At 56.3% G+C, this 23322-nt stretch carries 13 protein-coding genes; 10 read left to right on the top strand and 3 right to left on the bottom strand.

The genetic code is table 11. The annotated features are described in order from the left end of the window. Positions 1 to 42 precede the first annotated feature (42 nt). From NYE33_RS02800 to NYE33_RS02760, 9 genes are all read left to right on the top strand, one after another. On the top strand, positions 43 to 2136 hold the full coding sequence (locus NYE33_RS02800; protein WP_341064692.1) for a YadA family autotransporter adhesin: 2094 nt from the start codon (positions 43 to 45) through the stop codon (positions 2134 to 2136). Positions 2137 to 2360: 224 nt separating this feature from the next. Further along, positions 2361 to 3347, top strand: coding sequence for an ABC transporter permease (locus NYE33_RS02795; RefSeq protein WP_341064689.1), 987 nt, complete (start codon positions 2361 to 2363; stop codon positions 3345 to 3347). Between the two features lie 16 nt (positions 3348 to 3363). Next, positions 3364 to 4257 carry a carbohydrate ABC transporter permease gene (locus tag NYE33_RS02790; RefSeq protein ID WP_042132846.1) on the top strand — a complete coding sequence of 298 codons (894 nt, stop codon included), beginning with the start codon at positions 3364 to 3366 and terminating at the stop codon, positions 4255 to 4257. A 54-nt stretch (positions 4258 to 4311) separates the two neighbouring features. Next, positions 4312 to 5865 (top strand): ABC transporter substrate-binding protein, encoded by a 1554-nt coding sequence (locus tag NYE33_RS02785; protein WP_336100658.1) that lies wholly within the window; start codon positions 4312 to 4314, stop codon positions 5863 to 5865. A 134-nt stretch (positions 5866 to 5999) separates the two neighbouring features. Next, on the top strand, positions 6000 to 9506 hold the full coding sequence (locus NYE33_RS02780; RefSeq protein ID WP_341064686.1) for a carbohydrate-binding domain-containing protein: 3507 nt from the start codon (positions 6000 to 6002) through the stop codon (positions 9504 to 9506). 218 nt (positions 9507 to 9724) lie between these two features. Continuing rightward, a complete protein-coding gene (locus tag NYE33_RS02775) occupies positions 9725 to 10492 on the top strand; it encodes a hypothetical protein (RefSeq protein ID WP_341064683.1) in 768 nt (255 codons plus the stop codon). A 667-nt stretch (positions 10493 to 11159) separates the two neighbouring features. After that, positions 11160 to 12881, top strand: a complete 1722-nt coding sequence (locus tag NYE33_RS02770) for a glycoside hydrolase family 3 protein (protein WP_042132849.1) — start codon at positions 11160 to 11162, stop codon at positions 12879 to 12881. After that, a complete protein-coding gene (locus tag NYE33_RS02765) occupies positions 12878 to 13972 on the top strand; it encodes a glycoside hydrolase family 88 protein (RefSeq protein ID WP_231575265.1) in 1095 nt (364 codons plus the stop codon). Before NYE33_RS02770 ends, NYE33_RS02765 begins: the two co-directional genes overlap by 4 nt. Before the next feature lie 5 nt (positions 13973 to 13977). Continuing rightward, entirely contained in the window at positions 13978 to 15714 is a 1737-nt protein-coding gene (locus NYE33_RS02760; protein ID WP_042132850.1) for a hypothetical protein, read from the top strand. A 141-nt stretch (positions 15715 to 15855) separates the two neighbouring features. Here NYE33_RS02760 and hflX read toward each other — a convergent pair whose 3' ends face one another. Further along, positions 15856 to 17133 (bottom strand): GTPase HflX, encoded by a 1278-nt coding sequence (gene hflX, locus NYE33_RS02755; RefSeq protein WP_042132851.1) that lies wholly within the window; start codon positions 17131 to 17133, stop codon positions 15856 to 15858. A 681-nt stretch (positions 17134 to 17814) separates the two neighbouring features. Between hflX and NYE33_RS02750 the strand changes: the two genes are divergently transcribed. Continuing rightward, positions 17815 to 18588, top strand: coding sequence for a hypothetical protein (locus tag NYE33_RS02750; RefSeq protein ID WP_156118507.1), 774 nt, complete (start codon positions 17815 to 17817; stop codon positions 18586 to 18588). A gap of 6 nt (positions 18589 to 18594) precedes the next feature. Here the strand turns inward: NYE33_RS02750 and NYE33_RS02745 are convergent, their stop codons facing one another. Both NYE33_RS02745 and NYE33_RS02740 read right to left on the bottom strand, forming a co-directional pair. Further along, a complete protein-coding gene (locus NYE33_RS02745) occupies positions 18595 to 21627 on the bottom strand; it encodes a DEAD/DEAH box helicase (RefSeq protein WP_076243480.1) in 3033 nt (1010 codons plus the stop codon). Next, positions 21624 to 23261 (bottom strand): SWIM zinc finger family protein, encoded by a 1638-nt coding sequence (locus NYE33_RS02740; RefSeq protein WP_042132854.1) that lies wholly within the window; start codon positions 23259 to 23261, stop codon positions 21624 to 21626. The genes NYE33_RS02745 and NYE33_RS02740 overlap by 4 nt, the downstream gene beginning before the upstream one ends. Positions 23262 to 23322 lie beyond the last annotated feature (61 nt).

Here is a 23322-nt window from a genome sequence, read left to right as displayed (position 1 = left end):
GAGTATGGGACAATTAAATCTGCAATTAAAGGAGACTGGGAAATGAGCTTCTTATCAACGGGACCGCTGGAAAATAATATGGTTGGAGGTGTTAGACCGACCACGCAGGTTACGGTCAGAATCGATAACCGCAGCAGTACTTCAGCTTCTACGGTATTGGTACAGGGTTATTACATGCTCGGGGGAATAAGAAACGTGTATGTCAGCGAGTCGCTGAATGTGGCTGCAAACGAAGTGATAACAAACACTTATTATGCGGATCTGGATGCTTTTGAATTTCTGTTTGTCACCCAGGATATGACGGACGACCCTATCCAGATTTCACTGTGGGGCAAGAGCAGCACCGGACAGCTGGTAACAGCCCACCGGCTGGTATCTGCTGAGTTGTTAGGTGAAACCACGGGGATTACCGGGGCGACAGGCGAAGCTGGCGTGGCTGGAGCAACCGGGGTTACGGGTGCAACGGGAGCTGGAGTGACTGGAGCGACTGGGGTTACGGGAGCAACAGGTAACGCAGGAGTGACCGGAGCCACTGGCGTGACTGGAGCGACGGGCGAATCTGGAGTGACTGGTGCAACGGGCGAAGCGGGCGTGACTGGTGCGACGGGCGAATCTGGAGTGACTGGTGCAACGGGCGAAGCGGGCGTGACTGGTGCGACGGGCGAAGCGGGCGTGACTGGGGCAACGGGCGAAGCTGGAGTGACTGGTGCGACGGGCGAAGCAGGCGTGACTGGAGCGACGGGCGAAGCAGGCGTGACTGGAGCGACGGGCGAAGCGGGCGTGACCGGAGCGACGGGCGAAGCGGGCGTGACTGGTGCGACGGGCGAAGCTGGAGTGACCGGGGCAACGGGCGAAGCGGGCGTGACCGGAGCGACGGGCGAAGCGGGCGTGACTGGTGCGACGGGCGAAGCTGGGGTGACTGGTGCAACGGGCGAAGCGGGAGTGACTGGGGCGACGGGCGAAGCAGGCGTGACTGGGGCGACGGGCGAAGCGGGCGTGACCGGAGCGACGGGCGAAGCTGGAGTGACTGGTGCAACGGGCGAAGCAGGCGTGACTGGAGCGACGGGCGAAGCGGGCGTGACTGGAGCGACGGGCGAAGCTGGCGTGACTGGAGCGACGGGCGAAGCTGGCGTGACTGGAGCGACGGGCGAAGCGGGCGTGACTGGAGCGACAGGGGAAGCTGGAGTGACTGGTGCAACGGGCGAAGCGGGCGTGACTGGTGCGACGGGCGAAGCTGGAGTGACCGGGGCGACGGGCGAAGCTGGAGTGACTGGTGCAACGGGCGAAGCGGGCGTGACTGGGGCGACGGGCGAAGCGGGCGTGACTGGTGCAACGGGCGAAGCGGGCGTGACCGGAGCGACGGGCGAAGCGGGCGTGACTGGTGCGACGGGCGAAGCTGGAGTGACCGGGGCGACCGGGGTTACAGGAGCTACGGGAGCTGGCGTGACTGGAGCGACTGGAGTAACGGGAGCAACAGGAGACGCAGGCGTGACGGGTGCAACCGGGGTTACCGGAGCGACAGGAGTAGGTGTGACTGGAGCGACTGGGGTAACGGGAGCAACAGGCGTAACAGGTGCAACCGGTGTGACCGGCGTGACTGGAGTCACCGGAACCACGGGCTTAACCGGAACCACCGGTGCGACAGGCCCCAATATCTCAACGGAAGGCTTCTCGGCATTCCTGCCTTCGTTCTCGGCGGCAGCCAGCACACAGCTTACAGGGTGGACGGTGACGACGCCTTATTACGACAGCGCGACTTTTAACGAAACAACGGGTAACTACACGATCCCGGCCACAGGCAGATATTCGTTTGAGGCGACTATTAACTACAGTACTACGGCTGCGATTTCAGTTGCGTTGGGTGCGGGAGTGAACCCGGCTTTTGTAGTGCGGAGAACATCCCCTACGGTAACAGATTTGGTAACCGGACTCTTCCCTCTGCTGAATGTTAACATCGCACTGCTGTTGTCACTCCGGACGATATTAGGGAACGGTACAGTGACATTAACGGGTGAGTTTGAACTGACGGCAGGCGACGTAATCGGACTGTTCTACGCAGCAGATGGATTAACAATTCCGCTGGACCTTGGCGGTTCCTCCTCGGGCGTTGTGTGGTCTGTGCATAGACTGACGTAAGCAATGAGACGATACTGAACTACGAGTCAGCTTAACTAAAAAGGGGCGCCCCACAGCTATCATTGTGGAGCGCCTTTTTTGTATGACTACAAATCCACAATTCTAAACTCCGTAGGATTTTGAACTTTTATTATAGATGGCCTTATTTAGCATCAGCCGTTCTCCGGCTACACTTAAGTCATGGAAGAGAGAGAGACTGCTGAAGGAATCAGGAGGCGGAAGGAATGATTACTCAAGAGAAGAAAAGCGTAGCCGAAGCAGGAGCCAGCCTGCCGGTACACAGGAGCACGAAGCGTGGAGCCATGCTGAGACATCTGCTGAAGCACAAAGTTCTGCTGCTGATGCTGCTGCCGGGTGTGCTTTTTTTGCTGGTCAATAATTATCTGCCGATGTTCGGGATCATTATTGCCTTCAAGAATATTAACTATGTCGACGGTATTCTCGGCAGTCCGTGGGTGGGGCTGGATAACTTCAGATTCCTGTTCGCAACCTCGGATGCCTGGATTATTACCCGCAATACGGTGCTCTACAACTTTGTGTTTATTATTTTCAACCTGGTGATTGCCGTATCGATCGCGATTGCCCTGAATGAGCTGAAGAATAAGCTGGCCGCCAAATTTTATCAGAGCATCATGTTCTTCCCGTACTTCCTGTCGATGGTTGTGGTGAGTTATCTGGTGTTCGCCTTTCTGAATGTTGAATACGGTTTCATCAATAAAGGGATCTTCGCCCTGTTCGGGCTGGATGAGCTGAACTGGTATTCCGAGCCGAAATATTGGCCGTTCATTCTTCCGCTGATCAACCTCTGGAAAGGAGTGGGCTATGGCTGTGTCATCTATCTGGCGGCCATCATCGGCATTGACAATGAGTATTATGAAGCTGCCCTGATCGACGGTGCCAGCAAGTGGAAGCAGATCCTGCATATCACGATTCCGCTGATCCGTCCGGTCATTATTATCACAACGATTCTGGCCATCGGCGGGATCTTCCGCTCCGACTTCGGGCTGTTCTACCAGACCACACTGAATTCCGGAGCACTGTACCCGACAACGCTGGTCATCGACACCTACGTCTATAACGCACTGATTAATATGGGGAACCTGGGCATGTCCGCAGCAGCGGGATTGTATCAATCGGTGGTCGGCTTCTTCCTGGTCCTCGGCTCGAACTGGATCGTGCGCAAGGTCGACAAGGACCAGGCGGTATTCTAAAAAGGAGTGGAAATCCGTGGCTAATAACGAAATATCCAGATTTACCAACATCATTCTCCATGTTATTTTTATCATCCTGTCCATTACCTGCCTGCTGCCGATTGTACTCGTCTTCATGATTTCCATTACCGACTATGATTACATCGTGCTGAACGGCTATCAATTTATCCCGGAGAAGCTCAGCCTGGAAGCCTATGCGTATATCTTCAAGGATTACAGCGTGGTATTAAAAGCGTACGGCGTGTCGTTCTTCGTCACCATCACCGGAACGCTGGTCAGCGTGTTCATCTCTTCACTGTATGCTTATCCGATCTCACGGACCGATTTCAGATACCGCGGCTTTTTCGCCTTCCTGATCTTCTTCACCATGCTGTTCGGCGGCGGGCTGGTGCCCTGGTATATGGTCTATACGCAGGTGCTTGATCTCAAGAACTCCATCTGGGCGCTCATCGTGCCGATGCTGCTGTCGCCGTTCAATGTGCTGATCATGAAAACGTATTTCCAGATGAGTGTACCGCCTGCGCTGATCGAAGCCTCTACAATCGACGGGGCCGGGGAGCTGCGGACGTTCTTCCAGATTGTTTTTCCGCTGTCCCTGCCGGTATTCGCCACGATTGGGCTGTTCAATACACTGCATTACTGGAATGACTGGTTCAACAGCATGATCTTCATCACCGATACCGACCTCTATTCCCTGCAATATCTGATGTACAAAATGATCTCCCAGGCGGATTACCTGAGCCGCAACGGGGCGCTCATTCAGGGCTCGGCCACCGAGCTGGCCAAATTACCGGGGGAAACGATCCGCATGGCGATGGCGCTGATTGGCATTGGCCCGATCGTGCTGGCCTACCCGTTCTTTCAGCGGTATTTCATCAAAGGCTTGACGCTTGGCTCGATTAAAGGCTAACCTCGGAATCAACCGATTAGCATATATTGTTCAATCAAGGGGAGGAAACAAAGTATGGCAGGTAAAAAAGTCACGGGTCTACTGCTGTCGCTTGTACTTATGGTTGGGTTTACCCTAGCCGGATGCTCCGGAAATAACAACAATACCGCTGCTCCTACGGAGAAGGCAGGGGAGAGCACCACGGCTCCGGCAGCTACTAAGGAAGCTGCTGCAACGGAGGCGGCCGGGACGGAAGCGCCGGATGCGCTGGAACCGGTGGAGCTGTCGCTCTATCTGCCCGGCGGGCCGGATAAGGATGTGGCTTCTGTAGAGCAGGAGATCAATGCGTATCTGAAGGATAAAATAAATGCCACGATCAAGATTAACCAGCTGAGCTGGGATAAACCGGCCGATAAGGTCAACCTGATGATCCAGTCCGGCGAAGTGTTCGACATGGTCTACACCTGGAACTTCATGACCAATGCCGCCAAGGGGGCGTATCTGCCGCTGGAAGAGCTGATCGAGACCTATGCCAAGGAAACGAAGGCACAGATCAATCCTGCTTACCTGCAGGCGGCTACTGTTAACGGACATTTGTATGCGATTCCCACTGAGAAGGAGCTGGGCCAGTCCGTCGGGTTTGCTTTTGACAAAGCGATTGTCGATAAATACGGCTTCGATGTGAACAGCATCAAGAAGCTGGAGGATATTGAACCGATGCTGAAGACGATTAAGGAGAAAGAACCCGCCCTTTCCCCGCTTTTCATGAACCATACGGACAGTCTGAACTGGTTCACCGCATATCCGGAAAGTGAAGACCTCGACGGCAGTAATGAAATCCCGACGCTGCTCGATTATAAAACGATGAAGGTATTCAACGAATATGATACGCCGGAAATTGTGGAACGGCTGAAGCTGATCCGCAGCTGGTATGAAGCGGGCTATATTAACAAGAACGGTGCCACAGACAAGACTGAGCTGAAGGATGCGGTCAAAAGCGGCAAAGCCTGGTTCGTCTACGGCAATATGAATCCGACCTCCACCAATGACTGGACCCGGCTCGCCGAGAAGCCGATGATCATCAAGACGCTGCTGCCGGTTGGCGTCAGCACCAAGAGCCTGCAGGGCTCCATGCTCGCCATCTCCAGAACCTCCAAAAACCCTGAACGGGCCATGATGTTCATGAACCTGATCCATACCGATCCGGTGCTCTACAACCTGCTGACCTTCGGCATTGAGGGCAAGCATTACAAGAAGCTGGAGAACAACACGGTGGAGTTCATCCCGGACAGCGGCTACAACTCCGTGTCTTCCTGGATGATCGGCAATGTGCTGCTGAACTACCTGAACAAAGACGAAGATCCTAACCGCGTACAGCTGTACACTGACTGGAACAAGAACTCTGCCGTTTCGCCGGTCATCGGCTTTGTCTTTGATTCGACCAAGGTGCAGTCGCAGATCGGCGCACTGATCAATATTACGAAGCAATATAAGAACACCCTGTACTCCGGGGAAAAGGACCCTGAACCGGTCCTGAAGGAAATGAACAGCAAGCTGAAGGCCGCAGGCCTGGATGCTGTGATTACAGAAATTCAAACGCAACTGGATGCTTTCCTGGCCGCCAAATAAGCAGCTAAGGCCATAGCACGCCCGGTATTCATAGCAGGCAGTCCCAGCGGCCGCTTGCCGGATACCGGGTATTCTCATTCGCTGAACCAGCATTTGGGGAGCCCTTATCTTATTCTCAAGAAGAGGGTGTTAATGTGCGAAAACAGAAGATAACAGGCAAGTTGCTCATTACGGTTCTGGTGCTGATGTCCGTTCTGGCGCCTGGCGGGCGAATTCTGTCCGCCGGACCGCCAGCGGCACTGACTGCTGTGCAAGAAATGAAGTCACCTGCGGTGCCGCCGCTGCCTGCCGCTGAATCCCCTTATGGCAGGACGGTCACAGAGGATACCTATCAGCCGCCTACGCTGCTCTGGCAGGTAGGGGAGCAGGATAACAGCTCGGCAGAATTTACGGTATTTCAAGATGTGTACAGTGAGAATATTACCCTCCCCGCAAATCCCATGAGCTGGAATACCCTCTCCAAGGGCATGAAAGCAGACCACAACGGTACCATGAATCTCACCTTTAATTTAACCGGAGTCCCTCTCTACGGCGTGGAGTTCAGCTTCAAAGTTATAGATGCAAGCACCGCAATTCCGCAGCTGGCCGTCTTCGCAAACGGCAGCTTCAGCGGGCTTATTCAGATTACCGGCCTGAATGATGGAGAGACCCCGCTTACGCGCACATGGAAGCAGACCTATAAGCTCTACATTCCCAAAGAACAGCTGAAGATAGGACAGAATGAGCTTAAGCTCACCGTTGACCGGGGTTTATACGCAGATCCGCAGTCTCCCGGTTATGACGGGGACAGGTATCTGTGGTTTGAGTGGGATTATTTCAGGCTGGATGCGCTGGAGGAGCAGGCCGCCGAGCCCATACACGGGCGGTATATTCATCTTGGAAGCACAATTGCCGCATCCACCTTCAGGTATGACGAGAATGCAATCCGTCATCTGGCGCCAATGACCAAGTGGCTGGGCATTGCTTACAGCGGCAACTGGATGCGCACCTCCTTCTGGTCCGATACCAGCGCAGGCTGGGACCCGCTGGGGCGGACTTATCTGGAGACGCTGCGCGACCTGAATCTGGAGCCGATGGTCAATATCATCGGCGGGAACTGGAAGAGCAATAGTGAGCTGGCCGCCGGAACCATCAGCTCAGCGCTGCGGAGCTATTATGCCGGGTTCGTCAGCAAATTCGGTGATCTGTACCAGTATGCGGAAACGGGCAATGAGCCGGGATTATTCGGCTGGGCACAGAAGGCGGTGCTTGCGCTTCATGAGCTGATGGATGAGGAGCGGCAGACCAATAGCCAGCCGTACCTGAAGATTGTGGCCCCCGGCTGGGCGTACTGGCCGTATAACGGAACGCCTGACGGCTGGGAGCGGGATGCCAGCCAGCGGGAGGCGATTGAAGCGCTGTCGGATGTGACCAACGGGCACAGCTATGGCGGCACCGGGGTTCAGCCATTGCCGGGCGGAAGCCTGTATGAGAATTTGCGTGTCTATAGCGAAGCGGATGAAGGCTTCGGCAAAGAAATGGCGATGAGTGAGACCGGCAGCAATGACAATCATTCCGACAATACGAAATATGGCACGTATGCATACAGGTTCGCCTCTGCTTTTGACCGGGAGCTGCGGGGGGATATCGGCTATGTAGATCATATTATGCAGCACGCCGCCTTCTTTAATGACGGGACGGAGTTTGGGCTGTTCGATTCCGCGATTAACTGGAATACGCACCGCTATGAGGATACGGCAGCAGTGCCGGCCAATATCAACGAGTCCGGGGAGACCCGGCTGAAGACGTTCCGCAGACTGGCCGCCGCCTATGCGACCCATGGAAGCCCGCTCAGCTACGAAGTTCTCAATGCGTCTGCATTAACCGGGCAAAAGGCATATTTCCGCGCAGTGGATACCTCGGCGCTGGGGGTTACGGCCATAGGCGCTTCGTCCGATAAAATTCTGCTCAACTTCGTCAACTTTGAGAAATCGCCGGTAACGATGCAGGTGCGGGTTGCGATGCCGTCCAGCGGAACGTATACGGGGGAACGCTTCGGTGCAGGAGATACCTATGCTGCGGCCTACTCCCGGGTTCAGCTGACAGCAACACCGTATATTACCCTTACGGTTTCGCTGGGTGCCGGGGAGACTGTCCAGTATATTCTGGATGAGCAGGAGAGTACTCTGCCATCCGCTCCGGCCAGTCCGGCAGCACTGGCCGTAAGCCATGAGCAAATCAGGCTGACCTGGAATGCCTCCACAGATAATGATGCGGTCGTCAGCTACAACGTGTACCGTGACAACGGGACGGCTCCGGTAATTAATGTTCCTGGACGCCTTACCTTCTGGAGTGACTATACCGTAGCGCCACAGACTACCTACAGCTACAAGGTGCAGGCTGTGGATGACTCCGGCAATGTATCACCTTTGACTGCAGCCGTATCCGCAACCACACCGGTCATGCCGGTTACGCCGCATGTGACGGGAGATCCGGCTAAATTCGAGGCGGAGGCCACCTCGTTTGCCCTGCCGCTGAAGGTGAGTAATAACAGCAGCGCCTCGGGAGGGAAGGTGGTCGAGCAGACACATGGCGGGGGTCTGGCCATTCAGGGCTTCTATTCCACGAACGGCGGCAGCTACACCTTAACTATTGCATACGCTTCCAATCAGGAATCGAAGAAAAATATCCTCGTTAACGGAGTGAAACAGTCCACGGTTACGCTGCCCTCTACGGGAAGCTGGACTGCCAATATAACCGCGCGGCAGTATGGGGTCACGCTCCAGGCGGGCTATAACACAATCAGCTTCACCTCGGCAGGAAACGGGGCGAATATCGATTATTTCAGGCTGGAAGAGGGGCTATATGTTCCGGTCTCCGCGTGGTACCCGGTTGCGCATAACCATGCTTACATCGACTATACCGGGTTCGAGACCGCGCCGAATGGGGTCTCCCATGTGACCTATGGACCGGATGCTTTGGCAGGGTTTAGCTTTAACGGCACTGGCGTCCGCTGGAGATCGGATATCAAAAGCGATATGGGCAGTGCTGACATCTACGTCGACGGCGAATATATGGAGACGATAGTGATTCCGCAGGCCGGACTTGAGGGGGATCATAAAATCGTCTACGAGCTGACGGGCCTGGAGTACGGGCTGCACCGGATTGAAATTACAGGCACCGAGGGAAAAGTCATGGTGAGCGGACTGGAGTTCCAGAGCTATGAATCGGTATTGCCGGCGCCGGGGCCGGATCTGACCGTGACGGATATCGGCTGGAATATCGTGAACAGCGACGGCAGCCCTTCGGCGCACAGCACTCCGCAGCTGGGGGATTCGCTGATTTTCTGGGCCAAAGTGAAGAACATCGGCGTCCGCCCTACACCGCTGAACACATCTACCGGACTCGGACAGATCACCGGCGGCGCCTTTTCGGTAAATGGCGGGGTTGTATCCTGGTCGGACACGAACACCAGCGTGATCCAGCCGGGTGAAGAGATCACATTAACAGCAAACAGCAGCGCCCAGGGAACACCCCGCTGGACAGTGCCAACCATTGGCAGCTTCACCATCAGCTTCTTTGTGAATGATATCTGGCGGTATGCCGAGATGAACAAGGAGAATAACAAATTAAGTGAGACCCTGCTCATCAGTCTGCCCTGACGGGCGGAATACACAGGCTTGGGCTCACGAATGAAGACTTATGCTCCCCGCGTGCTTTGAAGTGTGAAGCCGCGGGGAGTTTCTATTTCCGGGGAATGACTATATTTCGTCTACAGAGGATAGGCTTCTTTGGAATTGGAGCAGATTCGTCTGAAGGACGAATGTGTCCTGTGTCAGGGGTCTCTCTGAATCCGCCTGAAGTGGGCGACAGGAGGGGAATGGGGAACAAAAGTGCCTCTAATTCCGCCAAAAGTGGGCGACATGAGGAAATTAAAGGGATAAATCCCTCTAATTCCGCCAAAAGTGGGCGACATGGGGAAATTAAAGGGATAAATCCCTCTAATTCCGTCAAAAGTGAGCGACATGGGGAAATTAAAGGGATAAATCCCTCTAATTCCGCCCAAAGTGGGCGACATGGGGAAATTAAAGGGATAAATCCCTCTAATTCCGCCAAAAGTGGGCGACATGGGGAAATTAAAGGGATAAATCCCTCTAATTCCGCCAAAAGTGGGCGACATGGGGAAATTAAAGGGATAAATCCCTCTGAACCCGCCAAAAGTGGGCGACATGGGGAAATTAAAGGGATAAATCCCTCTGAATCCGCCGAAAGTGGGCGGCATGGGGAAATTAAAGGGATAAATCCCTCTGAACCCGCCCAAAGTGGGCGGCATGGGGAAATTAAAGGGATAAATCCCTCTGAACCCGCCCAAAGTGGGCGGCATGAGGAAGTTAAAGGGATAAATCCCTCTGAACCCGCCCAAGGTGGGCGGCATGGGGAAATTAAAGGGATAAATCCCTCTGAACCCGCCAAAAGTGGGCGGTACGGGGAAATTAAAGGGATAAATCCCTCTGAATCCGCCGAAAGTGAGCGGCATGGGGAAATTAAAGGGATAAATCCCTCTAATTCCGCCAAAAGTGTGCGACATGGGAAAATTAAAGGGATAAATCCCTCTGAATCCGCGGAAGTGGGCAGTAGGAGTAAATGAGGGGCACTTGTGCCCCTGAACCCGCCCAAAGTGGGCAGTAGGAGTAAATGAGGGGCACTAGTGCCCCTGAACCCGCCCAAAGTGGGCAGTAGGAGTAAATGAGGAGCACTAGTGCCCCTGAATGCGCCGAAAGTGGGTAGTAGGAGTAAATGAGGGGCACTAGTGCCCCTGAATGCGCCGAAAGTGGGTAGTAGGAGTAAATGAGGGGCACTAGTGCCCCTGAATCCGCTAAAAGTGGGCAGCAGGCGTGAATGAGGGGTATTAGTACCCCTGAATCCGCTAGAAGTGGGCAGCAGGAGGGAATAAGGAGCATTAGTACTATTGATTACAACGGAGGCTGCTTCGGAAATAGTGTGAGTGGAGCATTGTGTGGTGGCCCTAATATCTACATTAGCTGTACAGGTCACATACCCCGCATACCCCGCATACCCCGCATACCCCGCATACCCCGCATACCCTCCGGCTTGATTCACCGTTAGGGTGATTTTATTTTTGCATAAGAATTTATTTAAGAGTCCCGGCCAAATGTCTGAGTAATCACCGAAGCTAAGACCCCGCTTTGTGGGAGGATTATAGAATTTTGAACTTATATTATAGTTGACTTTATTTAGAGCGGTCCGGCTTTTCGTTACACTTGGAATAGAAATTACCGGGAGGAATCGGGACTATGCAGAGGCCGCTAAGCAAGGAAGAGCAGGACTGGGTAGAGGGCACGCTGGAGGCTATGAGCTTGCGGGAGCTTATCGGGCAGACGATGCAGGATCATGCAGGCAGACTGCCGTTCAGGGGGGACGACGAGGACGCTCTTCGCGGGTATCTGGCACAATATCCGGTGGGCAGCTTCTTTATCGGCGGAGAGGTCATTCAGAAGGCTGCGGGCAGAGCGGAGGATTACCGGGACTGGACCGTGATGCTGCAGAGAATCAGCAAGTTCCCGCTGCTGTTCTCCGGTGATCTGGAATTCGGGGCCGGCTCTGCAGTCAAAAGCCTCACAGCCTTCCCGCCCCTTCTCGCCCTTGCTGCAGCCGATGATGAAGCGCTGGCTTATGAATACGGTAAATATACAGCGATGGAAGGCCGGGCAGCCGGATTCACCTGGGCGCTGGCACCGGGGGTTGATCTTCTGCTGAACTGGATGAATCCCGTCATTACCACTCGCTGTCTCGGGGATGATGCCGGGCGGGCGGCACGCCTGTCTACGGCCGTCATGCGCGGGATGCAGGATTATGGCATCGCGGCTTGCGCCAAGCATTTTCCCGGCGACGGGGTGGATTACAGGGATCAGCATATCATTACTACGATTAACAGCTTATCTGAAGAGGAATGGTTCTCCACATATGGACATGTGGCTCAGAGAATCATCGATCAGGGCGTGATGTCCTATATGACCGGCCATATTGCCCTTCCCTGGATCGAAGACGGGGATACTGCCGTGAAGCCGGTGCCTGCAACCGTATCGGAGCGCATCACTACGGAGCTGCTGCGGGAACGAATGGGCTTCGATGGGGTGGTGCTGTCGGATGCGCTGGATATGGGCGGGTTTCTGGCCTGGGGAGATTATGAGAAGCGCATGATCGATTGTTTCAATTGCGGCACGGATGTGCTGCTCTGGCCGGGTGTGAGATACTTCGCGGTGATGGAGCAGGCGGTGGCGGACGGGCGGGTAAGCAGGGAACGGCTGAAGGCCAGCGTCCGGCGGATTCTGGAGATGAAAGCCCGGCTTGGAATGCAGTTTACCGGCGCTGCGGGAGAAGACGGGCTGGCATTACCGCTGCTGGAGGATAAGCTGCCGCCCGAGCTGGACTGGCAGGTTAGACAATTAAGCCGGGCGCTTGCCGGGCGCTGCATTACGCTGGTCCGCAACCGGACCGGCCAGCTGCCCCTGAGTCCGCAGACGGTCCGCCGGGTGCTGGTGATCATGCTGAACAAGGTGACGGAGGGACGCAAATACGAGCGGATGAATCTCTTCGTTGAGCAGCTTAAGGGCAGAGGGCTGCAGGTCGATATCCTCGATGAATTCGAACCGCTGACTACACTGCAGCAATGGGAGCAGACAGGGATATCTTGGGATGCTGCTTTTGCACCGTATTTCCTACCGCTGCATGGCATGATGAATACGGCCCGTCCGGTAGGCGAAGCGGCCAAGGCCATCTGGGCTATGCAGCATGCGGAGACGATCAAGCCGGTCGGCATTTCTTTTGCATCGCCGTATTTGCTGCAGGATATTCCATTCCTCGATACGCTGGTGAATGCTTATTCGCTGCATGAGGATACGGTAGAGCTTACGGTCAAAGCGCTGTTTGGCGAAATTCCGTTTCAGGGCAACTCTCCGGTCAAAGCAGATTTCGAGGGGGATTATCACGGTTCAAGGAGGCTTCGGACGTTTTGAGTACAAAACAGGAGTTAGAAGAGAAGCTGGATCTTATCTTCGAATATATGATTTCCGTCGGGCATCAGGGCAATTGGGGGATGGATATTCATCACTGGGACTGGGTGCCCGGTGTCGGTGTAATCTCCTTGATGGAATACGGAACTGCCACCGGCGCAGACAAGGTAATTGATTATCTGCTGCTCTGGGTGAACCGGAATAAGCGTAAGGCAGAGGGGGTTCGGGTCATCAACTCCCTGGCTCCATATGCGCTGTTTCCTGGACTGTACCGGCTGACCGGGGACACCTGGTTTCTGAGCAGGTCTCAGGAAATTGCCGCTTGGATGCTGGAGACTGCGCCGCGAACCCGGGAAGGGGCGCTGGAGCATACCGTGACGGAGGCTGTAGACTTCCCGGAGCAGGTGTGGGCGGATACGGTGTATATGGCCGTGCTGTTCCTGGCACGGCTTGCCGGGCTGACCGGCGACCGAGGGCTTGCAGAGGCCGCCCTGCAGCAGACCCTGCTGCATCTGCGACTGCTGCAGGACCAGGCGACGGGGCTGCTGTTCCACGGCTGGAACTGCCGGGACGGCAGCCATATGTCGGCTGCCCGCTGGGCCCGGGCCAACGCCTGGATTACGCTGGCCGTTCCCGAGATTGTGGCAGAGACCGGGCGCGTAGTTGCCGTCCCGGAAGAGCTCAGTAGCCGCTACCGTACGCTCGCTTCCGCCCTGCGGCAGGTTCAGGGAGATAATGGACTTTGGCATACTGTGCTCGACCGGCCGGATTATTACCAGGAGACGTCAGCCAGCGCCGGCATCGCCTGCGGTTTCCTCAAGGCGGTTAAGGGCGGCCTGCTGGATGACTCTTTTCTGGAGAGTGCCGGAAAGGCGCTTGAAGGAATCCTGCCGCTTATCCGTGAAGACGGTGAGGTGCAGGGAGTCTCGGGAGGCACCCCGGTAATGACTTCAATAGAAGCTTACAACGCCATTGAGAGGTATCCGGCGCTGTACGGTCAGGGACTGGTGATGCAGCTGTTGACAGAGGCGCTGGATCACCAGCACCCGCAGCACCCGCAGCAGACGGTTCCGCTGAACTCTGAAGGAAAGTGAGGAAGATGACCGTGAAGGAAACCGCAGAGCCTGTAAATAAAGAGATGAACCATCTGCAGCTGCTGATTCAAAGAATGGCCGGACTGGAGTCCCGTTATGATCCGGGCATCTGCATGCTGCGTTCCCCGTTCAGCAGCCCGGGTTATCATACGACCCTGAAGCAGGCGGAGTTCATCCATTCCACCAGAGATTCACTCTCCTATGCACTCGGACTGCTTGATACGGAGCTGGCCCGTTATGAACAGCGGGCATTCGATATCATCCGGCAGGTGATCTCCCTGCAGGATACCGACCGGAGCCATGCTACCTTCGGGATCTGGTCCTGGTTCTATGAGGAGCCGCTGCACCAGATGGCGCCTCCGGACTGGAACTGGGCCGATTTCTGCGGCAGCCGGCTGGTTCAGGCGATCGCACGCCACGGCCACCGCTTTCCGGAAGGCCTGCGGGAAGATATGATTCATTCCATTGATTATGCCTGCGAGGCGATTATCAGGCGGAATGTGGGTCCGGACTATACCAATATTGCGATTATCGGAGCTTTTGTTACGAGAATTGCCGGGGAGCAATTAGGACGCGAGGATTATGCGGCATACGGTCTGGAGCGGCTTCGGAAGCTGCATGCCCATACCATGGAGCATGGGGCTTTTCAGGAATACAACAGTCCGGTCTATACCTACATTGCCATTCTGGAGCTGTCGAAGCTTCAGTCCGAGACCACGGACAGCACGGTCAAAGCACTGACCGGAGAACTGCTTGAACTGACCTGGAAGACCGTCGCGGGCTATTATCACCCGGCCACGGCCCAGTGGTCCGGGCCGCATTCCCGCAGTTACGGGGCGCTGCTGAATGAGCAGAGCAAGGCTTTTCTGCAAATGGCGACGGGAGGAGCGGTGAAGTTCTTCCCCTGGAAGGAGCTGCCCTACGAGGAAGAATGGTATAGGAGCGGCATCCACTGCCCGCCTGCTTATCTGGCTGGCTTCACGTCTCCTGAGACGAAGGAAGTAAGGCAGCTCTTGGAAGGCGAAGGGGAGGGGCAAATGGACGGCGGCAAATGGGCGGTCACCTATATGACCCCGCAGTTTAGTATCGGTTCCTTCACACATAGTGATCTGTGGAATCAAAGACGGCCGCTGGTGGTCTATGCGGACAATCATGGCCAGCCGGCCTATATCCGGCTCCGCTGCCTGCATGACGGCTATGACTACTGCTCTGCACGCTTCAAATCACTGCAGGAAGCAGAACATTTGCTGTTCGGTGTAGATTTCATTACGGACGGCGGCGATACTCATCCGAATCTCGACCGGACCGGCGGCATCATTGAGGCCGCAGATCTGCGGCTGCGGCTGGAGATTGGCGGGTGCCTGGATGGGATCATCGCCGGGCCTACGGAAGAAGGGGCGAGCATCATCATTGGGGGAACTGCGTTTAACCTGACGACCTGGTTCGCGGCATTCAGCGGGCATGCAGGTGCGGTGCGCAGCTGGGCGTGGGAAATTCATAACGCGGAAGACAGCATAAATATCGATATGATTCTCTATACAGGCCCGCGCAGAAGCATTGATTTCATCTCTTTACAGCAGGCAGCGCTGGTATTCTCACTGGAGGTACAGCCGGAGCATGAAGAGGCGGTTTACGCTGAACCGCTTCTGGAGATGACAGATGACGGCGGGTTACGTGTGAACCGCAGCAGCGGAAGGGACGGAGGGTTCTTGCTTCAATTAAATCCCGGTCCGGCAAAATAAGGCGGACAGATCGGCTGTCCGCGGGTCTTTAAGGAGTTTACTGCCGGAAGTATTCACTGCTTCCAGTGCTTCCATATACAACAGAAGGAGCAGGCCCCGGTAAGAGTTACCGGGGCCTGCTCCTGTTACATAGAGAGGATTCTATTGCGAAAGCTCAACAAAATCACCCCGGAACCGCTCATAATCGGCGGCCCGGCACTCCAGCTTAAGACGTGTGCCCTGCTCTTCATAGCTGACGGACTGCACATCGGCATGCTCATTGAAGTAAGAAACAATGCTGCCCCGGTCGAACGGAACCAGAATCTCACACTGAATATAATCGGTAAAGATCCGGCTGCGGATCAGCGCCGTAAGCTCGGTAATTCCGCGGTTCTTCAGCGCAGAGAGCGTTACAGAATTCTCCTGGACCTGCGGATAAGGCTGGTCCGTCAGATCAGCTTTGTTGTAGGCATACAGGGTGGGAATGCCGTCAGCGCCCAGCGCCTTCAGGGTCTCATCCGTTACAGCCATATGCTGCTCATGCTGCGGATCGGAAATGTCGACCACATGGATCAGCAGATCCGCTTCCGTGACCTCTTCCAGTGTAGAGCGGAAGGCCTTGACCAGATGATGGGGCAGCTGGCTGACGAACCCGACGGTATCTGTGAGCAGGAAGGTTTTGTGATCGGGCAGATCGATACTGCGCACTGATGTTTCGAGAGTGGCGAACAGCATATCCTTGGCGAAGACCCCTTTGCCCGAGCCGGGATGATAGGTCTCCACCAGCGTATTCATTAAGCTCGACTTGCCGGTATTGGTGTAGCCTACGAGACAAACGACAGGCACCTCATTCTTGTGGCGCTGCTTACGCTGAATCTGGCGCCTTGAGACCTGTGCCTGCAGCTCTGTCTGGAGGACGGAGATACGCTCCTCGATTCTTCTGCGGTCCAGCTCCAGCTTCGTCTCCCCGGCCCCTCTGTTCTTCAGGCCGGTTCCGCCTCCGCCGCCTTGTCTGCCCAGAGATTCGCGCAAGCCCGTCAGGCGGGGAAGCATGTACTGCAGCTGCGCTACTTCCACCTGCAGCTGGGCTTCCTTGGTTTTGGCACGCTGCGCGAAGATGTTCAGAATCAGAATCGTCCGGTCAATGACCTGATGGTCAAGCGTTGATTCCAGATTACGGATCTGGGACGGCGACAGCTCATCATTAAAGATAACGATGGGCGCATCATGCTGCTCCATCAGCAGCGCCAGCTCCTGGATTTTGCCGGTTCCGATATAATGCGAGGGGTTCACCCGGCTGGACTTCTGGCTGAGCTCAGCCACGACCTCAATCTCGCAGGCGGCTGCCAGATTGCGCAGCTCCTCCATGGCGTAATCGAAGTTATTGTCATTCTGCAGCTGTACACCGACGATGACTGCTTTTTGTTGTACGGATTCCATATATAGTTCAACCTCCATTGTTAAATTTGGACATAAAAAAGCACAGGCAGTCTGCCTGTGCTAAAAGGATTGTGAGGATCAACAGAATAGGGTCCTGTAGAGCCGTTACACCAATAACAGTTCTACAGCTATGGCACTCCCGTAGATAATATGAAGCCAAGAACCGGCAGCGTCAGGGAGGAATAGTTCTCTATTCCAGCCAGGCATGGGCTGCGGTTCAGTATATTCACTATGGGGATGCAATTCCTAAAGGCATACGCCGGGCCGGGCGGAGCAACCTCGGTTCTCCGTTCAGATACAAGGGAAATTATAGACTTCACGCTATAAATTATCCTGTTGTCCCGCGTATAAGTTCAAGCTATGGGCTGCCTCTAAAAATGGATAGACCTATCCTGAGTCCTCTGCACAAGGCAGAGCTTTCGCGCTATGAAGCTGTAATTAGCCGCGTAAGTTACGAATCCGGATATAGTCTATCACACTGAGCCCTCCGTTCTAAAAAAGTTAAGTTGATTTTAGCACAGCGGATATAAAATGGCAACTGCGCCCAGTTACGGAAGCGTCTGAGGGCTGTGGAGTGTCTCCCGCTGTCAATTAACCAGAAACTTCTAATCTGCTCGGCATATGATATATGAAATAGCTTTAATAGGAGGGTGATGAGCTGTGCCTGTATTGACAACCAACATGTTAACAAAGAACCCTACCTTGGGAGCAGGACCTATCAGTCAAGCTGTCGTGAAGGTAGTGAACAATGGAACCCCCAGAGGAGTGGTCTATTTAACCGGGCTGAATAATGATGTAAGTCCGGCGACGCTGTTCGCCCAGGAGCTGTTCGAATTGAATTACAGGGAAGTCGTAACCAAAACCTATAATGTGACACAGACGTTTTTCCAATTCAATGTAGTGTACTCACAGGAGCAGGTCCGTGTCCGTGTGTTCCTGATTGACAGCAGCGGGGTCTGGATTCCCGTTCCTATGCTGCCGATTGCCGTAGGCCGGATCACTTCGGAATTCCGTGACAATATCACCGTTACTGATAGCGATTTCGCGGCCATCAGCTTCCGGAGAAGTGCCTTAGTGACCATTCCTGAAGCGGTGACTGCCGAGATCAAAACGGATGGACTGGAGATTCTGGCCTCTACCCCCATCCGCTATAAAGTGATCGCCGGCGGAAGCGTAAACGGAGCCTTTGTGAACTATCCTACGCCGACTACAGCTATTCCCGTAACTGAAACGGCGCTGCAAGTGAACTATACATGTACTGCAGTTACTGGCGGAAGGGTCATCACTCAAGGAATCGGCTCCGGCATATCGGGTGCGTACCAGAATGTTGCCGTGAATCTGGTAAATCAGCAGCTGCTCTACGACATGCAGCAGGAGCCAATCACGCTGGTGGTCAGCTCACTGGCCGGGGAGGACAATCTGGCTGCAACCTTTAGAATGTCAGAGCAGTGGTGAACTCCGTTAACCGACCCATTCCCTCCGCAGCGTGAACAGATCCTTCAGCGCGTCCGTAGACAGCTCGGTGATCCAGCCCTCGGAGCCGGAGATCACATCGTCGCTGAGCTGCTGCTTGCTCTCCAGCATCTCGTCAATCTTCTCCTCCAGCGTGCCGAGCGAGATGAACTTATGCACCTGCACGTCCCGGGTCTGGCCCATGCGGTAGGCACGGTCAGTGGCCTGGTTCTCCACCGCCGGATTCCACCAGCGGTCGAAGTGGAAGACATGATTGGCGGCGGTCAGATTGAGGCCGACACCGCCCGCTTTGAGCGAGAGGATAAATACATTCGGCTGATCGGACGGCTGGTACCCGGAGGCGGCATCGGCTTCACCGGCAGGCAGTGCGGGGGCCTGGAACCGTTCAATCATGCGGTCACGGGTGCTCTTCGGGGTGCTGCCATTCAGATACAGCACCGGTTCCTGCAGCTCCTGCTGAAGCACAGCCTGCAGCATCTTGCCCATGCCGACATACTGGGTGAAGATCAGGCAGCGCTCATTCTCTTCGCGCAGCTCGCGGACCATCGCCAGCAGCCGTTCCAGCTTCGCAGACCGTTCAATCAAGGCGCTGGTGTTCAGAACGCCTCCGGCCTCCGGCTCGGGCAGCGCCTCTTTGGTCAGCAGCATTGGATGGTCGCACAGCTGCTTAAGGCTGGTTAAGGCGGCCAGAATGGCACCCTTGCGTTCAATGCCCTCCAGCTTCTGCATCCGTTCGAGCAGGCTGTTCACGTTCTGGTCGTAGAGCGCCGCTTGCTCTGCTGTCAGATTAATGTAGGTTTTCATTTCATTCTTATCCGGTAGATCGAGCTGAATGGCCGGGTCCTTCTTCTTGCGGCGCAGCATGAACGGCTTGACCAGCCGCTGCAAGTCTGCGGTTTTTTCGGCATTCCGCTCTTTCTCAATGGCGTTAGCGAACCGGTCCTGGAATCCTTTCGGAGTGCCGAGATAACCCGGTGTGATGAAATCGTAGATCGACCACAGCTCGGACAGCCTGTTCTCAATCGGTGTCCCCGTCAGGGCGATCCGGTGCAGGGCCGGGAAGCTGCGCACTGCGGCCGATTGCTTCGTTCCGGCGTTCTTGATATTTTGCGCTTCATCGAGGCATACAGCCGCCCAGGTGAACTGCTTCAGCAACTCCTGGTCCAGCGCGGCGGTAGCATAGGAAGTGAGGACCACATCGGCCTGCGAAGCAGCGCCGTAGAAATATCCGGCATCCAGCCGTCTGCTTCCATAATGAAGCATCACGTTCAGGGAAGGGGCGAAACGCTGCAGCTCCTTCTGCCAGTTGCCGAGCACGGAGGTCGGGCAGATGATCAGCGAGGGCCAGCCGGCCGGCTCTGTCTGCCGCCGGGCCACCGGTGCGCCGGAAGCTTCCGCTTCCGCCTCCTGCTCCTTCATGTGGAGCAGGTAGGAGATCAGTTGCACCGTCTTGCCGAGCCCCATATCATCGGCCAGACAAGCGCCGAGGCCGAAGCGGCGCAGGAATACCAGCCAGGCATAGCCTTCATGCTGGTAGCTGCGAAGCTCGGCATGGAGGCCGGCCGGAACCTCCGGCTTCGGCCACTGGCTGCGCTGTCCGAGCTGGCCGATGATTCCGACCAGATGCTCGTTCAGCTCGACCTCCAGCCGGACGCGGGCTGCTTCCTCCTCGGCGCGCTGCGCTTCGGCCTCCTCCGCGTCTGCGTCTGCACCGCTATTCAGCAGGTGCAGCTGCAGCACATCCTGGAAGGACAAGCCCTGCGACTTGTCCATCCCGGCCATGGCCCGCTGAATCTGCGCCAGCAGCGCAGGGTCCAGCGGAATCCACTTGCCGCGGAACTGGACGAGGCGTTCCCCGCGCGCAACGAGGTCGGCGAACTCCGCCTCGGAGAGATCGGCGTCGCCGATGGAGATGCGCCAGTCGAAGTCGACGAGCGCATCGAGGCCGAACAGCGACTGCCCGCGGCCCTCGGCGGTGCCGGAGCTGATCTTCGCGCGCAGGCGCGGCTTCCTGCGGCTGGCGGCTTCCCACCACGCCGGCAGCAGCACCTGCCAGCCGGCCTCCAGCAGGAGCCGGCTGTCGGCCGTGAGGAACCGCCACGCGACCGCGTCGCTAAGCGGTTCAGCCAGCACATCGGCGCCGCGCCCGATGTGCTCGGGAAGGCTGTCACGCAGCCGTGACAGCCACCCGGCCGCGCGCTCGTGGACATGCTCTGTCCACGATGCGGGCCACAGGCCATGCGGCTCGCCGTCCCCGGTGAGCCGCAGCGGCACAAGCGCGGACTCGTCGCGCTTGTCCTGCAGGAGCAGCTGGAGCCGCCAGTGCGGCAGCTCTTCGTCCGGTTCAAGCAGCTGCAGCACCGGCCGGAACGGCGCGGTGTCTGCCTTCCAGCCGATGGACATCAGCCAGCTGTCTTCGTCCATCCCGGCCGCACTGCCCGGGCTCGCGCTGAACAGCAGCGGGAACTCACTGCGCAGGTCACCGGCTTCCGCATCGGTGCCGTAATAGCGCTGGAAGACCGCCGCAGAGAAGGCGGCCCGCAGACCTTCGGCGAACCCGCTGCGTCCCTCAAGACTATGCAGCGCCGCCGCATCGTCCCAGTTGCCTTCGGCGGCTTCCGCCAGCGCCTTCTCCTCCCAGGCCCAGCGGAGCTGGCCTTCCCGGAAGGCGGAGAAGCTGGGTGCATACTGCTTGTTATCCAGCATTCCTGCCAGCAGCGGGGCCAGCCGCTTCAAGAGCTGGGCATCGCCCTGCCAGCTCCAGCCGACATGCCGGAGCAGCCGCAGGCTGGCGAAGAACGGAATCACCTGCTCGGCAGGAAGCACCACGAGCTCGACCTCATCCGCCTTCGAAGTAGTAAGCTCCGTTCCATAGAAGGATTCTTCATGCCAGGCGAACAGCATCTGCTTCAACTGGACGCCGGGTACATAATCATCCCGGTCATCAACACCGTAGATCAGCGCGTCGCCATACTGGCTTAAGGCGAGCTGGACCGTAATATTGCGCATCATTGTGTTCATGGAATCAGTTTTCCTTTCCGCAGTTCCTCCTGAAGAGCGCGCAGCCGGCTGTGCCGGTCCGTGAAGGCTTCGAGGAATTCCTCCCAGCGTGCTTCGCGTTTCAGCTTCTTGTACAGCTTGGACAGACGTTTCAGCAGCTTCACCGCTGCTTTGTAGCTGTGCCGGTTTTTGTCCAGCACGAATCGTTCCACAGCCTGATGATAGAACGGCAGGAGCAGCTCCGGTGCATTCTTCTCCACCGGCTGCAGGTCGCTGACCCGGAAGTCGGCAGGCTGCCGCCCGGCCGATAACTGCATATCCATCCATTCCTGCCATTTGCCGTAGGTCAGCAGCTGCTCTTCATAGATCTCGCGCGACAGCGGCAGCATACCGGCCAGCGTATCCCACATCCGGGGCTCGGCTTCGGGCAGATGACGGACCGCTTCATCCCAGTACCCGGCGTACTCCTGCAGATTGTACAGCCGGCTGCTGAGCAGCGGGCCAATCTCTGCCAGCCATGCCGTGAGGCGTGTCCACTGCCGGGCTTCGGCCAGCGGGGCCAGGAAGCTTATCAGCTCCTCCGGGTGCAGTCCGGGCCGCTCGGCTGCTGCGCGCAGCTGTTCCATAGCGGCGGCATCATCATGCAGAGAATAATACATCCGGCTCTCAGCCAGCAGCAGGGCATGGCGTGAGGCTGAAGCCCCCAGAGCTTGTCCGGCCGTCCGCAGATGCTCCAGCTCTTCGGCATACAGCTCCGGTCCGCTTAGATTCGGCGTAATCCAATTGGTCCACAGCAGGGTATAGCAGTAAGAGAAGTAGGGCTGATCCCGCGAACGGTCGCGGGCTTCCGTCAGCATCTCGCCCCGCAGATAGGCGATTGTATCGTATACTCTGGGCCATTCTTCAGGGGCCTCCGCCAGCGGCAGGCCTTTCTTCATCATGTCCGTGATATGCTTTTGCAGCTCGGAAATCGCAATTGAAGTATAGTAGCCGACAGAATAACCAAGTGAGGAGAGGTTCGCCGCCAGCGGCTGTCCTCCAGGCTTAACTAAGCTTTCCAGCACACAGAGATGAGTATGAAGCTTGAACAGCTGGGCGGCAGCGGGAGACAGCTTGGGGCGGACCCCGGAGATGGCGGCCAGCGCCCGGTCGGCATACTGCGGATTTCGCACGGTATGGGCCAGGGGCTCTATGAGGAGTGCCATATATTCACGCCACTGCTGCACAGTGGCCTCTGGAATAAGCGCCTCCAGCTTCTTCAGCTGTTCCCCGCGCCGTCCCGGAACTCCTTGAGCAGGGGCAGAAGGGATCTTGGGAATGTCCACAAGTGCCTTGGCATTGGCAATCGAATGTACAGGTTTGCCCTGAAGCTCCGCGTAGTACATCAGCACAGCGGCCATATGCTTGCACGGGCCGGATACCGGACAGTCGCAGCGGCTCTCCAGCAGATGCTCCAGCTCAACGGCAACCATATAATCCTCCCGGCCTTCAACGATGGACATGATTTTCCTGTCCGTCCTCATCTGGAAGGCATGCACGCGTTTTTGTTTATAATATTGAAACCCCCGTTTAAGGGTCAGATCATCAAAAATCCGGGCCACATCCGAGATAAGGTTGTCCCATCCGGCATCATCCATGGCATAATTTGGCTGCATCGCTATCGTTCTCCTGTAGCAGATTGGTGTTGAAACAGTACTGCCCCTGCAAACAGGACGG

It is taken from the genome of Paenibacillus sp. FSL R10-2199 (genome assembly GCF_038000235.1).
In the GTDB taxonomy this organism is placed as follows: Bacteria; Bacillota; Bacilli; order Paenibacillales; family Paenibacillaceae; genus Paenibacillus_AQ; species Paenibacillus_AQ phytohabitans.
Note: the sequence above shows the minus strand (reverse complement) of the source record. Positions and strands in the feature narration are given on the sequence as shown.

What these genes read in the sequence shown, in the direction of transcription:
- NYE33_RS02800 (WP_341064692.1), top strand. Translation starts at nt 43, where the DNA reads ATGAGCTTCTTATCAACGGGACCGCTGGAAAATAATATGGTTGGAGGT.
- NYE33_RS02795 (WP_341064689.1), top strand. Translation starts at nt 2,361, where the DNA reads ATGATTACTCAAGAGAAGAAAAGCGTAGCCGAAGCAGGAGCCAGCCTG.
- NYE33_RS02785 (WP_336100658.1), top strand. Translation starts at nt 4,312, where the DNA reads ATGGCAGGTAAAAAAGTCACGGGTCTACTGCTGTCGCTTGTACTTATG.
- NYE33_RS02775 (WP_341064683.1), top strand. Translation starts at nt 9,725, where the DNA reads ATGGGGAACAAAAGTGCCTCTAATTCCGCCAAAAGTGGGCGACATGAG.
- NYE33_RS02770 (WP_042132849.1), top strand. Translation starts at nt 11,160, where the DNA reads ATGCAGAGGCCGCTAAGCAAGGAAGAGCAGGACTGGGTAGAGGGCACG.
- NYE33_RS02760 (WP_042132850.1), top strand. Translation starts at nt 13,978, where the DNA reads ATGACCGTGAAGGAAACCGCAGAGCCTGTAAATAAAGAGATGAACCAT.
- hflX (WP_042132851.1), bottom strand. Translation starts at nt 17,133, where the DNA reads ATGGAATCCGTACAACAAAAAGCAGTCATCGTCGGTGTACAGCTGCAG.
- NYE33_RS02750 (WP_156118507.1), top strand. Translation starts at nt 17,815, where the DNA reads ATGTTAACAAAGAACCCTACCTTGGGAGCAGGACCTATCAGTCAAGCT.
- NYE33_RS02745 (WP_076243480.1), bottom strand. Translation starts at nt 21,627, where the DNA reads ATGAACACAATGATGCGCAATATTACGGTCCAGCTCGCCTTAAGCCAG.
- NYE33_RS02740 (WP_042132854.1), bottom strand. Translation starts at nt 23,261, where the DNA reads ATGCAGCCAAATTATGCCATGGATGATGCCGGATGGGACAACCTTATC.